This window comes from Amycolatopsis sp. cmx-4-54 (assembly GCF_046548895.1).
Lineage (GTDB): Bacteria > Actinomycetota > Actinomycetes > Mycobacteriales > Pseudonocardiaceae > Amycolatopsis.
This window is the reverse complement of the sequence record NZ_JAEBEJ010000011.1, coordinates 145287-160315: the sequence shown is the minus strand read 5'-3', so window position 1 is coordinate 160315 and position 15029 is coordinate 145287. Positions and strand designations below refer to the sequence as shown.

Here is a 15029-nt window from a genome sequence, read left to right as displayed (position 1 = left end):
ACCCGCGTCCGCGATCGAGTCGGCAGGGCGCAACCCGCGCGAGCCCGTCACGACGGCGAAGAAGAGCGCCCTGCCACCGCGATAGCGGGGCCCTCGGCCGGGCGGGTTCACGCGTTGTGCCCGTTCGCCGGTTCGGTCTCAGCTCCGCCGACGGCTTCCTGGGCGGTCAGCTGTCCGATGAGGTCGATCGCCGCTTCGGCGATCACCGTGCCGGGACCGAAGATCGCCGCCGCGCCCGCCGCGCGCAACTCCTCGTAGTCCTGCGGCGGGATGACGCCGCCGACCACGACGATGATGTCCTCACGGCCCTGCTCGGCGAGCTCGGCGCGCAGCGCGGGAACCAGCGAAAGGTGCCCGGCCGCCAGCGACGAGACGCCGATGACGTGCACGTCGGCCTCGATCGCCTGCCGCGCGACCTCGCCGGGGGTGGAGAACAGCGGGCCGACGTCGACGTCGAAACCGATGTCGGCGAAGCCGGTCGCGATCACCTTCTGACCTCGGTCGTGGCCGTCCTGGCCCATCTTCGCGACCAGGATCCGGGGACGGCGGCCCTCTTCCTCGGCGAACTTCTCGACCAGCTCGCGCGCCTGCTCGACGTTCTCGGCCTTGCCGACCTCCTCGCGGTACACACCGAAGATGGTACGAATCTGGCCGGAGTGGCGCCCCCAGATCTTCTCCAGCGAGTCGGAGATCTCGCCGACGGTGGCCTTCGCCCTGGCGGCGTCGATGGCGAGCGCGAGCAGGTTGCCGTCGGACCGGGCGCCCGCCGTCAGCCGCCGCAACGCGTCCTGAGTCGCGTCCTCGTCCCGCTCTTCGCGCAGCCGCCGCAGTTTCTCCAGCTGCTGCGCGCGCACGCCGGCGTTGTCGATTTTGAGCACTTCGATCTGCTCGGCTGGGTCCCCGCTGGCGACCTGGTACTTGTTCACACCGATCACCGGCTGGCGGCCGGAGTCGATCCGCGCCTGCGTCCGCGCCGCGGCCTCCTCGATGCGCAGCTTCGGGATACCGGCGTCGATCGCCTTCGCCATCCCGCCCGCCTGCTCGACCTCGGTGATGTGGCCCCACGCCTTGCGCGCGAGGTCGTAGGTCAGCTTCTCGACGAACGCGCTGCCGCCCCACGGGTCGATCACGCGCGTGGTGCCGGATTCCTGCTGCAGCAACAGCTGCGTGTTCCGCGCGATGCGCGCGGAGAAGTCGGTCGGCAACGCCAGCGCCTCGTCGAGGGCGTTGGTGTGCAAGGACTGCGTGTGCCCCTGGGTCGCCGCCATCGCCTCGACACAGGTGCGGACGACATTGTTGTAGACGTCCTGGGCGGTCAGCGACCAGCCGGAGGTCTGAGAGTGAGTCCGCAGGCTCAAAGACTTCGAACTCTTGGGCTCGAAGCCCTTCACCAGCTTCGCCCAGAGGAGTCGTGCCGCGCGGAGCTTCGCGACCTCCATGAAGAAGTTCATCCCGATCGCCCAGAAGAAGGACAAGCGCGGCGCGAACTTGTCGACGTCCAGCCCGGCCTCGACCCCGGCACGGATGTACTCGACGCCGTCCGCGAGCGTGTACGCCAGCTCCAGGTCGGCGGTCGCCCCGGCCTCCTGCATGTGGTAGCCGGAGATGGAGATCGAGTTGTACTTCGGCATGTTCCGCGAGGTGAACGAGAAGATGTCCGAGATGATCCGCATCGACGGCTGCGGCGGGTAGATGTAGGTGTTGCGGACCATGAACTCCTTGAGGATGTCGTTCTGGATGGTCCCGGCCAGTTTGTCCGGCGTGACCCCCTGTTCCTCGGCCGCGACGACGTACAGCGCGAGCACCGGCAGGACGGCGCCGTTCATGGTCATCGAAACGCTCATCTTGTCGAGCGGGATGCCGTCGAAGAGCTGGCGCATGTCGTAGATCGAGTCGATCGCGACGCCCGCCATGCCGACGTCACCGGCGACGCGCGGGTGGTCGGAGTCGTAACCGCGGTGTGTCGCGAGGTCGAAGGCGACCGAGAGACCCTTCTGCCCGGCGGCGAGGTTGCGGCGATAGAAGGCGTTCGATTCCTCGGCGGTGGAGAAACCCGCGTACTGGCGGATGGTCCACGGCTGGTTGACGTACATCGTCGGGTACGGGCCGCGCAGATACGGCGCGACACCCGGATACGTCCCGAGGAAGTCCACACCGGACAGATCGCCGGCGGTGTAGACCGGCTTGACGCCGATGCCTTCCGGTGTCTCCCACGCGAGCGCGTCGGGGCCCTTGCCGGTGGCGGCGTGCAGTGCTTCGGTCCACTGAGGACGGTTGGCGGGGTCGGGGCCGCCCAGCTCGATTCCGGCGAAGTTCGGGATGGTCATCACTGCACTCCGAGCTCGGTCAACGTGCCGGTCAGGATTTCCAGGGCGTCGCAGCCGGTGTAGAGGTAGCCTGTGACATCCGGGTGGTCGCCGGGCTTTCCGGCGAGAAGCACCGACGTGGCGCCCGCTTCCTTCAACGCCTTCGCGACGCTGTCGGCTTCCTCCGCGTAGGAAGTGTTGCTGCCACAGAGGCAGGCGATCTTCGTTCCGCTGGCCCGGAATTCGGCGATGACGCCGTCGATGTCCTTGGGGGCGCCGGGGTTCACGGCCTCGATTCCGCCCGCCTGGAACAGGTTCACCGCGAAACTCGCCCGCGCGGTATGCGCCGCGACCGGGCCGAGCGTGGCGAGGAAGACGCGGGGGCGGCTCGGATGCGCGTCCGCCCGGTCCCGCAGGGTCTCGAACGCTTCGGCGTACCGGTGCCGGGGCAGGCCGCCGCCCGGCAGGTCATCGACGGCGTCGCGGATGACGGTTTTCTCGGTCAGGTTGGGGAATTCACTGACGCCGGTGATCGGATCTCGCCGGGTCGCGAGCCGCTTCGACCGCTTCTCCCAGGTCTCGGCGAGTCGCGCGGCGAGCGCACCGGAAGCCAGTTCGGCCTCGATCCCGCCCGCCGCCTCGATGGCGGTGAACTCGCGCCACGCGGCCTTGGCCAGGTCTTCGGTGAGGTTCTCGACGTACCAGGAGCCGCCGGCCGGGTCGATGACACCGGCCAGTTTGGACTCCTCCAGCAGCACGGCGTGCGTGTTGCGCGCGATCCGCGCGGAGAACGCGTCCGGCTGGCCGATCGCGGCGTCGAACGGGAGCACGGTGATCGCGTCCGCGCCGCCGACCCCGGCGCCGAAGCAGGCGAGCGTGGTCCGCAGCATGTTCACCCACGGGTCACGCTGGGTCAGCATCGCGGGCGAGGTGACCGCGTGCTGCCGCATGCCCGAAGCCTTGCCGCCGGACACTTCGGTGACCCGGGCCCACAAGCGCCGCGCGGCGCGGAATTTGGCGATCGTGAGGAACTGGTCGGCCGTGGCGGCGAGCCGGAACTCGATCTGCCCGGCCGCGGTGTCGACGTCCAGCCCCGCTTCGGTGAGCGCCCGCAGGTACGCGACACCCGCGGCGATGGTCGCGCCGAGTTCCTGCGCGTCCGAGCCGCCGGCCTCGTGGAACGGCAGGCCGTCGGCGACGATCGTCCGCACCTTCGGGTGACTGACGGCGACCCGCGCCGCCAGTTCCGCGGCGGGGGCGAGCGGCTGCGCCGAACCGGTGCGCGCGGCCGACCCGATCGGGTCGGCGCCGAGGGTCGCGGTGACCGCGCTCGCCGGGATCTCGCGTTCGGCGAAAAGGGCGAACAACTCGTTCGCGGCGGATTCGTACTCGTCGCCCGCGTCGAGGGTGACAGGCGCGAGGTCGACGTAGACCTCGTTCAGCGCGTCACCCAGATCGGTGACGGGGACGCCGTGCGCGCCGGCACGCAGCCAGATGGAGCTGACGCCGCCTTCGAGGTCGGCGAGGATCGCGGCGTTCGTGGCCTTCGCGTCACGGCGCGCGTACCGGGCACGGATGTCCCAGCCGGTCGTCACGGCGCCTTCGGGCCGGGCGTTTCTCACGAACGGCGGGAGACCGGGGAAACCTGTCCCCTCGACGGCGTCTTCGGCGGTGTAGAGCGGCTGGATCTCCAAGCCGTCATACGTCCGGGTGACGAGTTTGCTTTCGGGCAGGCCGTCGAAGGATTCGTCGATGGCGCCGCTCTTGCGCAGCACACCGGCCACGAGTTCCCGCCACTGGTCCCGGCTCGCTTCCGGGAACTCGGCCGCGAGCTTCAGCTCCTCGGGCGCGTCGGGCTCGCCGCGGGTCGGCACTGACTCCGTCTCGGCCACTTCCGTCATAACCATCGATGCTAACGGCCCTCAAGTGGCGTTACCTGTGACGCTAGTCGCGCCGGGGGCGGGCCGCGCGTGACGATCACCGGGGTCCACAGCCGGAAACGATCCGCGGGCCGACGGCATGTGCCCCAGTGGTCCGTTCATTCCGACAGGGCACGTCGCATGGGTCCCTCACACGGGCATACGCCACAATTGGGCCGTGCCGTCCGACACCACCGAGCCCAGCGAGAGCCCCGGCGACGAGAAGCGAGTGGTCGCCGGGCGATATCGGTTGCGCTCGGTCATCGGATCAGGGTCCATGGGCACGGTCTGGTCGGCCTACGACGAGTTCCTGCACCGCCCCGTCGCGGTCAAAGAGGTCCGTCTCCCGCCCGGCGTGCCCGCGTCGCAGGCCGACGAGCTGCGTGAGCGGACCCTGCGCGAAGCCCGCGCGATCGCCGTCCTGAGTCATCCGAACGTGATCATCCTGCACGACGTCGCGCGGGAAAACGACGAGCCGTTCGTGGTCATGGAGCTGCTGCCGTCGCGCAGCCTCGCGCATATCCTGCGCGACCACGGGCCGCTGACGGTCGAGCAGGCGGCGGCGGTCGGTATCGCGGTGGCGTCCGCGCTCGAGGCCGCGCACACCGCCGGCATCACCCACCGTGACGTCAAACCGGGCAACGTCCTCGTCGCGGGTGACGGCCGCATCAAGCTCACCGATTTCGGCATCGCGCGCAACGTCTCCGAAGCCACCATGACCCGGACCGGGATGATGCTGGGCTCGCCCGCCTACATCGCGCCCGAGGTCGCCTCCGGCGGCGCCGTCGTCCCCGCCGCCGACCTGTGGGGTCTCGGCGCGACGCTGTTCGCCGCCATCGAGGGCTCGCCGCCCTACGACGCCGACGGCGACCCGCTCGAAACGGTCGGCAAGGTCGTCAACGGGAAGGTGCCGAAGCCCGGCCCCGGTCCGCTGGCCGACGTGATCGGCGCGCTCATGAAGAAGGAGCCGTCGAAGCGGATCACCCTGCGCGAAGTGCGGCGCCGTCTGTACCCCTTGCAGGCCAAGACGCTCATCGACCTCTTCCCCGCCGAGCTGTTCCACACGCCCGACGGCAAGAAGACCACCGCGCACCTCGACGCGACCGACACCCAGGTGATCAAGCAGGTCGCGCCCGAGAAACCGGGCGAGGGCACGAGTTCCGCACTCGCCGCCGACCCCGGACCGCTGCCGTTCCTGAACCAGCCCGCACCGGCGCCTCCCGCTGAACTGCCGCCGATGCCGACCGTCACGCCGCCGCCACCTCGTCCGCCTCGTCCACCGGGGCGGTCAGGGCGGTCGGCGGTGGGCACGGTGGTCCTGGCGCTCGCGTCGGTCGTCCTCTTCCTGCTGGCCGCCGGAGGCGGGTTCGTGCTGGCCAGGGCCGTCGGCGGGCAGGACCTGCGGCCACCGGAGAAGGTGCAGCAGGGCGATACGGTCATCACTCAGCCGCCGCCGAAACTGATCACACAGCAGGGTGATGCCAGCACGGTGAACGGCCTCAAGGGCGGCCGGTTCAGCATCGGCGTCCCGGAAGGCTGGAAGAAGTTCGTCGCACCGCATGTCACCAGGGGCGTGCCGAGCACCGTGGTCCAGTACGTTTCGCCCGACGGCCGCCAGGTCATCCGGATCGAGCGGCTGAGCGGTTTCCTGTCGAACAGCCCGCCGCCCGCCTACTTCAGCTGGCTGAAGAGCCAGCATCCGGAGATCGCCCTCATCGGCGAGCCGACCACCGTGCCCGGCCGGGGCGACAACAGCCAGCGGTACACCTACCGGACGACCGAGCGCGCCGCCGGGAACAGGGACACCGTGAACGAGAGCATCACGCGCACGACGTACATGGACCTGTTCAGCGGGGGCACGGACCTCTGGATCCTCTCGGTGACCTCGACGATCGAGCAGGAGAACTCGACGAAGACCGGGATCTTCGAGCCCGTGGCGCTCTCCCTCATCGTGGACGGCTGAAGTAGGCCTTCGAGGCACGCTGCTGCGCCAGCCTCCGCAACACCGAGAGCAGCCTGTCCCCGAGCACCGTCTCCACGACGGCGATCTCGATGATCTGCTCCAGCGACTCGATCCCGGCGATCCCTTCGAGGTCCAGATCGGCGGTCCGGTCGGCGATCTCGGCGTAGGCGTCGAGTTTGTCGAGGTACCAGCCGTGCCCGACCTCGCGGATCGTGCACAGGACCCCGACCAGGGCCTGAATGACCAGGTCGTCGTCGGATTTGCAGGGCCAGCCTCGGCGTTCGGCGAGGTCGCGGACCGTGGCGAGCGCCCATTCCCTTGCTTCGTCGTCGGGCACCTGCCGGGAGGTGGTGATGCCCTGCTGGGCGATGCCGAGGACGTGGTGGGGGTTGGCTTCCCCGGCGTCGACCGCGGCGAGCACCTCGCCGACGGTCGCGAGCGAAAGGCCGCCGACCTCCATCAGCGCCCTGATCAGCTTGATCCGCTGAACGTGCCCGTCGTCGTACTTCGCCTGATTGGGGCTGGTCCGCTCACCCGGCGGGAGCAGCCCCTCCCGCAGGTAGTACTTGATCGTGGCGACCGGAAGCCCGGCTTTTTCGCTCAGTTCGGCCATCCGCACGCGCGCGTTCTCCGATCTCGGGGACGTTCCAGGGTCATCCCTGAAGACTTCTCAGGATGGATAGTTTAACTTCCCATAACGGAGAGCTTCACTATCCATCCTGGGAGGGACCCATGACCATCTTGACCGATCTCCGCGAGAGAACCCGCACCTGGCACCGGGGTTCGTACCGGCTCGCCCAAGCCTTCGCCGTCATCACCGTGCTGTGCGTGCTGGCGCTGCTGATCGACCAGCGGACGCTGGACGGCGCGCCGCTCTGGGCGAAACCGTTCAAGTTCGCCGTCTCCGCCGTGCTGTACTTCTTCACCTGGAGCTGGCTCGTCTCGATGCTGCCGAAGTTCCGCCGGACCGCGAGCTGGCTGACGAACGCGCTCGTCGTGATCTTCGCGGCCGAGTACGCGCTGATGATCTTCCAGGCCGCCCGCGTCCGGGCGAGCCACTTCAACAACGCGACCCCGCTGGACATCACGATCTTCCAGGTCATGGGCCGGATGATCGCCGTGCTCTGGGCGGTCAACCTCGTCCTGACGATCATCGTGATGTTCACCCGGCTCCCCGACCGCACGACGACGTGGGCGGCCCGGATCGGCGCGCTCCTCGGCATGATCGGGATCTCGCTGGCGACACTGATGGGCCCCCCGACCCCGGCCCAGCAGGCCGCGCTCGACGCGACCGGTCAGTCCGCGATGCTCGGCGCGCATACCGTCGGCCTCCCCGACGGCGGCCCCGGCCTGCCGATCCTCGGTTGGAGCACGGTCGGCGGCGACCTGCGGATCCCGCATTTCCTCGGCCTGCACGGACTTCAGGCGCTTCCGCTGCTCGCGCTCGCCCTCGGTGTCCTGGCGGCGCGCTACCCGCGGCTTCGCGACGACGTCCTCAGGCTGCGGCTGGTGGTGATCGCCGGCGTCGGCTACGCGGGTCTGCTCGCCCTGCTGACCTGGCAGGCGCTGCGCGGCCAGTCGATCGTCGCCCCCGACTCCCGGACCCTGACCGCCTTCGCCTTGCTCGTGGCGGGCGTCGCCTTTAGCGGGCTAATCGCGATCGGGCGGCCGTCGCGGGAGCTGGAGGTCTCGTTGCGATGAGCGTCGAGACGCTGTTCACCTGGACCTTCCCGCTGGCGACGCCGTTCTGGCTGCTGATGATCTTCCTGCCGGGCTGGTCGTGGACCCGCCGGATCATGTCCTCGCCCTGGACGCCGCTGCTCCCGCTGATCCCGTACTTCGTGCTCGCCATCGCGCATCTCGGCGAACTCTGGACGGCGGTCAGCAGGCCGGACCTCGACGTGCTCGGCGCGTTCACCGGCACGCCGTACGGGGCGGCCACGATCTGGGCCCATCTGATCGCCTTCGACCTGTTCATCGCCCGCTGGATGTACCTCGAATCCCGCGAGCACCGGATCCACCCGCTGGTGACCGGCCCGATCCTGGTGCTCACGATCTTCCTGTCCCCGTTCGGGCTGGTGGTGTTCCTGCTCGTCAGAACCGTCCGGATACGCTCGTCGCATGAGTGAGAACGAGGTCGCGGCGGCCGCCGCCATCGCCGAACGCACCGGCGTCGACAAGCACGACATCGCCGTCGTGCTGGGTTCGGGCTGGCGCCCGGCGGCGGACGTCATCGGGGAGCCCGAAGCGGAGATCCCGCTGGGCGAGCTGCCCGGATTCGTCGCGCCGGGCGCGGTCGGGCACGGGGGCACCGTCCGGTCGGTCCGCGTCGGCGACAAGCGCGCGCTGATCCTGCTGGGCCGCACGCATTTCTACGAGGGCAAGGGGATCGACCCGGTCGTGCACAACGTGCGCACCGCCGCGGCGGCGGGCGCCAGGACCGTGCTGCTGACCAACGCCGCGGGCGGCCTGCGCGAGGGCTTCCGGGTCGGGCAGCCGGTGCTGATCTCCGACCACCTGAACCTGACCGCGCGCTCACCGATCGTCGGCGCGAACTTCGTCGACCTGACGGACCTCTACGCGAAGCGGCTGCGCGACATCGCCCGCGAGATCGACCCTTCGCTGGAAGAAGGCGTCTACGCGGGGCTGACCGGGCCGCATTTCGAGACGCCGGCGGAGATCCACATGCTGCGGACGCTCGGCGCCGACCTCGTCGGCATGTCGACGGTGCTGGAGGCCATCGCCGCCCGCGCCGCCGGGGTCGAGGTGTTCGGGCTTTCGCTGGTGACCAACCTGGCGGCCGGGATGACCGGGGAACCGCTGAACCACGAAGAGGTCCTGGAGGCGGGGCGCCAGTCCGCCACCCGCATGGGCACCCTGCTCAAGGAACTCGTCGCCCGCGCCTGACACTTTGCGCGTGAAGGCCCCCTTTTTTCGGCTGAGCCGAGGGAAGGGGGCCTTCACGCGCTTCTCCTCCCCAACGTACCCGTAGGCTGACTCGGTGACGACTTCCTTGACCTCGGAGCTGCGGGATCGGGCGTTCCGCTGGATCGCCGACGACCCGGACGACGATTCCCGTGTCGAGCTGCAGAACATCCTCGCGCGCGCGATGGGCGGCGAAGCCGGTGCGGCGGACGAACTCTCGGACCGGATGGCGGGCCCGCTCGAATTCGGCACCGCCGGTCTGCGCGGCCCGGTGCGCGCGGGCCCCAACGGGATGAACGTCGCGGTCGTGACCCGGACGACGGCCGGCGTCGCGGCCTGGCTGACCTCGCAAGGACGTGCGGGTGGGGTCGTGGTGGTCGGCCGCGACGCGCGGCACGGTTCGGAAGCCTTCGCCAAGGCCGCCGCCGAAGTGCTGACGGCCGCCGGGTTCGCGGTGAAGACGCTGCCCGGCCCGCTGCCCACCCCGGTGCTCGCGTTCGCCGTGCCGGCCCTCGGCGCGGTCGCGGGTGTCCAGATCACCGCGTCGCACAATCCCCCGGCCGACAACGGTTACAAGCTTTACGACGCGTCGGGCGGGCAGATCGTCCCGCCTTCGGACGGTCAGATCGAGCGCGCCATCGAAGCCGCACTCCCGGCGATCAGCGTGCCGCGCGAGCCGGGCGCCGAGGTACTGGGCGGCGAACTCCTGGACGCGTACCTCGCGGAGGTCGCGCTTTTACCGCGTGGCCCGGAGCGAGCGGTCAGGGTCGCCGCGACGGCCCTGCACGGCGTCGGCGCGGACACCCTGCGCGCCGCGTTCGAGCGCGCCGGTTTCGGCGCCCTCCACCTGGTGGCCGAGCAGGCCACGCCCGATCCCGACTTCCCGACGGTCGCCTTCCCGAATCCGGAAGAACCTGGCGCGACGGACCTTTTGCTGACGCTGGCGTCCCAAGTGGACGCGGATCTGGCGGTCGCGCTCGACCCCGACGCCGATCGTTGCGCACTGGGCGTGCGCGAGCGGGACGGTTCGTGGCGGATGCTGCGCGGCGACGAGACCGGTGTCCTTCTCGGCTGGCACGTTCTGTCCACTGTAGACAGCGCTGTCGGCGATGCTCCGCTCGTCGCCACGACGATCGTGTCGTCGTCGATGCTCGGCGAGGTCGCGAAGGAATTCGGAGCGCGCTACGCGGAGACCTTGACCGGGTTCAAATGGCTGGTCCGCGCGGGCGAAGGGCTCGTCTTCGCTTACGAAGAGGCGCTCGGCCTTTGCGTGAACCCCGGTTTCGTCCGCGACAAGGACGGCATCGCCGCCGCCGTCCTCGCCGCGGCGTTGACCGCTTCCCTGCGCGCGGCGGGCCGCGGGCCACTGGACGTCCTCGACGAACTGTCCGTGAAGCACGGGGTGCACGTGACGGATCAGGTCTCGTTGCGGGTCACCGATCTTTCGGTGCGAGAGCGGCTGATGGCGGGCCTGCGCGCCACGCCACCGTCGGCACTGGGCGGCACCGGCGTCACGATGGAGGACCTCCTGCCCGACGCCGACGTCCTCCGCCTGACCGGCGAGGGCCTGCGTGTCGTCATCAGGCCGTCCGGGACCGAGCCGAAACTGAAGGCGTACCTGCAGGTCAAGCAGCCGGTCACCGGCGACCTCGCCGAGGCACGCGCCGCGGCGGGCGCCCGGCTGGCCGCGCTGCGAGCCGACATCGAGTCCCTGCTGGTGTGAAATGCCGAAGCTGCTGATCGTCCACCACACGCCGTCGCCCTCGACGCAGGCGATGTTCGAGGCCGTGCTTTCCGGCGCGAACCATCCGAACATCGAGGGCGTCGAGGTCATGCGCCGCGCGGCGCTGGGCGCGACCGTGCCCGACGTCCTGGACGCCGACGGCTATCTGCTCGGCACCCCGGCGAATCTGGGGTACATGTCCGGCGCGCTGAAGCATTTCTTCGACACTGTTTACTACCCGTGCCTGGATTCCACGCGGGGACGGCCGTTCGGGTTCTTCGTGCACGGCAACAACGACGTCTCGGGCACCGTGCGCGGGATCGAGAGCATCACCACCGGACTCGGCTGGGAGAGCGCGGCTTCTCCGGTGCTCGTCACCGGCGAACCGGGCAAAGCGGATCTGGCGGCTTGTTTCGAACTGGGCGGCACCCTGGCCGCCACCCTGATGCCCTGACGCCTTTCGTCCTCTAAATGCGGTAGTTGGCGATACGAACTACCGCATTCAGAGGACGAACGCGGGAAAAGTAAGGGGCCTGTCACCGGAAGCCCTGGGGGTCGACCTCCGGCAACAGGCCGAGACCAAGGGTTCGCCGTGACGGCGATCAACCTTGGCTGCCTCAGCGTACTACATCCGGCACGATCTTGTGCACCCACCGGGGAAAACGGCTCTCACTCCGGCGTCCGTACACCCCCAGGGCACGGATTCCGGAGTGAGAGACCGGACACGGCACGAAACCGCTTGACAACTGTAAACCACTGCATACATACGCTGTCAACAGCTGCGGACAGGCTGTATCGCGTTACACTCCCACTACGGAACGGGACCAGGGAACGGATGGGGGCCATGTCTCCGTATCAGACCTTCGCGCAGAAGCTGAGCGCGCTGATCGATTCGGCGCGCGCGGACGAATGTGCCCCGCACAGCTATCGCGAGCTGTCCGCGGCGATCGACCGCGCCGGTGGGCCCACCATGTCGCCCGCGTACCTCCAGCAGCTCGCCACGGGCAAACGCGTCAATCCGAAGATCCACTACGTCGAGGCGCTGGCGAAACTGTTCGGGGTTCCGATCACCTACTTCTTCGAAGACCAGGAACAGCAGCCCGCCGGAGAGGCGACGCTCATGGCCATGCGCGCGCAGGAGCTTTCCCCACAGGGCCGTCGCCAGGTCATGGACCTGCTGGAGCTCGTCGAGCGGTACGAACGGGCCGAGCGCGACCAGCCGGGCGAAAGCCGATGAAGGAACGGGAACTCCGCAAACGCTGCCGCAAGATGCTGAACAAGCTCGACATCGAGCCGCCGCTCGACGTCGGCGTGCTCTGCGAGCGGCTCGGCGAACAACGGGGCAGGCCGATCCGGCTGATGCCGTACCCGCTGGAGGTCCCCGGCCCGTTCGGCTGCTGGATCGCCACCGGTTCGGCGGACTACATCTTCTTCCAGCAGGAGACCACGAAGTCCCACCAGGACCACATCATCCTGCACGAACTCGGGCATATGCTCGCCGATCACCATCCCGGTGGCGACGCCGAACCCGCCGACTTCCTGCGCGGCCCCGCCCCCGGGCTCGACGGGGACGCGGTACACCGCGCCTTGCGCCGCACCTCCTACGATGAGGCGCACGAATGGGAAGCCGAGACCGTGGCGACCATCATCCTCGAATGGGCGTCGGTCTTGAACTACACGATTCCCCGTCGCGCCGACGACGATGACGTCCGCCGCGTCCAAGGCGCGCTGGGCGACCATCAAGGGTGGCTGTGAACTCGCTGTTCTCCCCTCTCAACGTCGTGGCGATGGCGCTGTTCGCGACCGCGCTCGCCTGGCGGATCTACCAGACCTACCGCGCGCCCCGGCTGCTGCCGAACTGGGCGATCACCATCACGATCGTCTGCGTCGCCGGCTCCTTCCTCGCCCAGCAGAAGGTCATCTCCGGCTGGCTCGACGGCCTGACGGGCAAGGGCACGGGGCGACTGGTCAACAACATCATGCTCGCCATCGGGGTGTGCGCGCTGCTGATCGTGTTCCTCGGCTCCGCGCTGGGCCCGCGCAGGCCGAGGCGCGTCCTGTTCGAACTCGTCCCGCTGTCCGGCGCGATCGCGCTGATGCTGGTCGCCATGGCCCTCACCCCGCCGGAGGTGCGCGGGCTCGCGCTGAGCCCGAAGCTCGTGCACGTGCCCGGCGTGGCGCTGTTCTACCTGGGGGCCGGGATCTACCTGATCTACGGTCTCGCCGCGTGCGCCTGGTGGATCTTCCGCTACATCCGCACCGCGGACCGCCATCTGAAGACCGGGCTGAAACTCAGTGCCGCCGGACTGGTCTGCCTTTCGGCAGGCAGCGTCTTCCGCGCGCTGTACATCGTGATCGCGTGGGCGTTCGGGCCGTCCGTCCGGCTTCTGCTCACCGTCGCCATCCCGCTGGTGATCCTCGGGATCGTGCTCTTCCTCGCCGGCATCACCTATCCGGGTGTCCGCGCGCGGTTCGCCGCGCTGCGACGCCGTCGCCAGCACCGGCGCCACCACGACGAGCTCACCCCGTTGTGGACCGCGCTGGCCGGGATCTACCCGAACATCGTGCTCCGGACCGCGCCGCAGAGCCGGTGGGAACGGTGGCGCCCGCGCACGGTCCACCGCCGGTACTACCGCCGCGTGATCGAGATCCGGGACGGGCTCGTGCAGCTGAGCCCCTATCTGGAAACCGATCTCACCGCGCTCGCCGCCGACGATCCGCGAGCGGCGGCGGAGGCGCTGAAGACGGCGATCGCCAGGCAGACCGCGGGCGAGGAGACCGACGGGCGGGCGAAACTCGTGCTCCCGGGCGGCGCCTCCGACATCGAATCCGACGTGCGGCCGCTGCTCGCCCTGTCCGCCGCCGTCTCCAGGAGCGACGCATGACCGCACAACTGCTGCTGACGGCCGGGCGCGTCCTGCCGCGTCCGAGCACACCGGTCGAAGACGGCGCCGTGCTCGTCGAGGGCGGCCGGATCCTCGCGGCGGGCCCTCGCGCCGACGTCGTGGCCCAGGCGTCGCCGGACGCCGAAAGGCTCGACTTCCCCGGAGCGACGCTGTTGCCCGGCCTGTTCAACGCCCACGTGCACCTGGCTTTCGACGCCTCGCGCGAGATGCTGCCGAACTTCCTGGCGAGCGAAGACGACGCTCTCCGCGCGGGTGCCAAGGACCGGCTGGGACAGCTGCTGCGCAGTGGCGTCACGACGGTGCGGGATCTCGGCGATCGCGACGCGCTGGGCGCGCGAGTCCGGGCGGAACTCGACGCCGAAGGCATCGCCGCTCCGCGCCTGCTGACCGCGGGATCCCCCTTGACCGTCCTCAAAGGACACTGCCATTTCTTCGGCGGCGAGGTCGCGGACGACGCCGCGATCCGGGCCATGATCGACGCCAACGCGGCCGCCGGCGCGGACGTGATCAAGGTGATGGCCAGCGGCGGCCAGATCACCGAGGGCGGCGCGGACATGTGGGAGTCGCAGTTCGACGTCCGGGCGCTGCGCCTGATCGTCGAGCACGCGGCACGCCACGGACTCCCGGTCGCGGCGCACGCCCACGGCTCCGACGCGATCGAGGCGTCGGTCGAGGCGGGTGTCCGCACGATCGAGCACTGCACCTGGATGACCGGGCCGCAGCGCCAGGACAGGCGCGAAAATGTCGCCAAGCGCATGGCGGCCGAGGACATCGCGGCGTGTTCGACGAGCAGCCGCAACTGGCGGATGCTGGCCGAGCGCATGGGCGAGGAGCTCGCGAAAACCGTGTACGGACGGCTGTCCTGGCTGGAGGAGCTGGGCGTCCCGCTGCTGGCGGGGACGGACGCCGGGCTGCCCGGTTCGGTCTTCGACGATCCCGTCGGCGCCCTCGAACTCTACGAATGGCTCGGTTTCGGTCGGCGCCGGATCCTCGAGATCGCGACCGAGGACTCCGCCGCCGGGCTCGGTCTCGGCGACGTCACCGGGCGGCTCACCCCCGGTCTGAGCGCCGACGTCCTGGTCGTCGACGGCGATCCGCTCGCCGAACTTTCCGCGCTCCGGAACGTCCGCCTCGTCCTCGCGCGGGGTGATGGCTGCGCTGTGACGTTGCGAAAGCCACTTTCGCAACGTTGAAGGTTGCGAAAGTGGCTTTCGCAACACGCCCTCCCAGCCCGGCTTGAACGCCGACGTCCTTATCGTCGACGGCGATCCGCTCACCGAACTTTCC

At 69.6% G+C, this 15029-nt stretch carries 13 protein-coding genes; 10 read left to right on the top strand and 3 right to left on the bottom strand.

All coding sequences use genetic code 11. The features are described from left to right. Positions 1-107 precede the first annotated feature (107 nt). Both scpA and ACLJQ7_RS31785 read right to left on the bottom strand, forming a co-directional pair. Positions 108-2327: a methylmalonyl-CoA mutase gene (gene scpA / locus ACLJQ7_RS31790; protein WP_410651838.1), complete on the bottom strand. Its 2220-nt coding sequence runs from the start codon at positions 2325-2327 to the stop codon at positions 108-110. Beyond that, positions 2327-4207 carry a methylmalonyl-CoA mutase family protein gene (locus ACLJQ7_RS31785; protein ID WP_410651837.1) on the bottom strand — a complete coding sequence of 627 codons (1881 nt, stop codon included), beginning with the start codon at positions 4205-4207 and terminating at the stop codon, positions 2327-2329. The genes scpA and ACLJQ7_RS31785 overlap by 1 nt, the downstream gene beginning before the upstream one ends. 196 nt (positions 4208-4403) lie before the next feature. On the opposite strand from ACLJQ7_RS31785, the gene ACLJQ7_RS31780 reads away from it, so the two are divergent. Beyond that, a complete protein-coding gene (locus ACLJQ7_RS31780) occupies positions 4404-6188 on the top strand; it encodes a serine/threonine-protein kinase (protein WP_410651836.1) in 1785 nt (594 codons plus the stop codon). Here ACLJQ7_RS31780 and ACLJQ7_RS31775 read toward each other — a convergent pair. Then, positions 6172-6801 carry a MerR family transcriptional regulator gene (locus tag ACLJQ7_RS31775; protein ID WP_410652019.1) on the bottom strand — a complete coding sequence of 210 codons (630 nt, stop codon included), beginning with the start codon at positions 6799-6801 and terminating at the stop codon, positions 6172-6174. The genes ACLJQ7_RS31780 and ACLJQ7_RS31775 overlap by 17 nt on opposite strands. 119 nt (positions 6802-6920) lie before the next feature. Here ACLJQ7_RS31775 and ACLJQ7_RS31770 point away from each other — a divergent pair, with 119 nt between their 5' ends. The 9 genes from ACLJQ7_RS31770 to ACLJQ7_RS31730 all read left to right on the top strand — a co-directional run bounded on the left by ACLJQ7_RS31770 (position 6921) and on the right by ACLJQ7_RS31730 (position 14935). Further along, a complete protein-coding gene (locus ACLJQ7_RS31770) occupies positions 6921-7889 on the top strand; it encodes a hypothetical protein (RefSeq protein WP_410651835.1) in 969 nt (322 codons plus the stop codon). After that, positions 7886-8317, top strand: coding sequence for an ABA4-like family protein (locus tag ACLJQ7_RS31765; protein ID WP_410651834.1), 432 nt, complete (start codon positions 7886-7888; stop codon positions 8315-8317). Before ACLJQ7_RS31770 ends, ACLJQ7_RS31765 begins: the two co-directional genes overlap by 4 nt. Further along, positions 8310-9095: a purine-nucleoside phosphorylase gene (locus tag ACLJQ7_RS31760; RefSeq protein ID WP_410651833.1), complete on the top strand. Its 786-nt coding sequence runs from the start codon at positions 8310-8312 to the stop codon at positions 9093-9095. The genes ACLJQ7_RS31765 and ACLJQ7_RS31760 overlap by 8 nt, the downstream gene beginning before the upstream one ends. A 94-nt stretch (positions 9096-9189) precedes the next feature. Beyond that, the gene (locus ACLJQ7_RS31755) at positions 9190-10836 is read left to right on the top strand and encodes a phospho-sugar mutase (RefSeq protein WP_410651832.1); all 1647 of its coding nucleotides are present in this window, start codon (positions 9190-9192) and stop codon (positions 10834-10836) included. A gap of 1 nt (position 10837) precedes the next feature. After that, complete coding sequence (locus tag ACLJQ7_RS31750) at positions 10838-11290, top strand: flavodoxin family protein (RefSeq protein ID WP_410651831.1); 453 nt, start codon at positions 10838-10840, stop codon at positions 11288-11290. Between the two features lie 390 nt (positions 11291-11680). Continuing rightward, complete coding sequence (locus ACLJQ7_RS31745; RefSeq protein WP_410651830.1) at positions 11681-12073, top strand: helix-turn-helix domain-containing protein; 393 nt, start codon at positions 11681-11683, stop codon at positions 12071-12073. Continuing rightward, a complete protein-coding gene (locus tag ACLJQ7_RS31740) occupies positions 12070-12591 on the top strand; it encodes a hypothetical protein (RefSeq protein ID WP_016331300.1) in 522 nt (173 codons plus the stop codon). The genes ACLJQ7_RS31745 and ACLJQ7_RS31740 overlap by 4 nt, the downstream gene beginning before the upstream one ends. Beyond that, the gene (locus ACLJQ7_RS31735; RefSeq protein WP_410652018.1) at positions 12588-13721 is read left to right on the top strand and encodes an MAB_1171c family putative transporter; all 1134 of its coding nucleotides are present in this window, start codon (positions 12588-12590) and stop codon (positions 13719-13721) included. Before ACLJQ7_RS31740 ends, ACLJQ7_RS31735 begins: the two co-directional genes overlap by 4 nt. Then, positions 13718-14935, top strand: coding sequence for an amidohydrolase family protein (locus ACLJQ7_RS31730; protein WP_410651829.1), 1218 nt, complete (start codon positions 13718-13720; stop codon positions 14933-14935). The genes ACLJQ7_RS31735 and ACLJQ7_RS31730 overlap by 4 nt, the downstream gene beginning before the upstream one ends. The last annotated feature ends 94 nt before the right edge of the window (positions 14936-15029 follow it).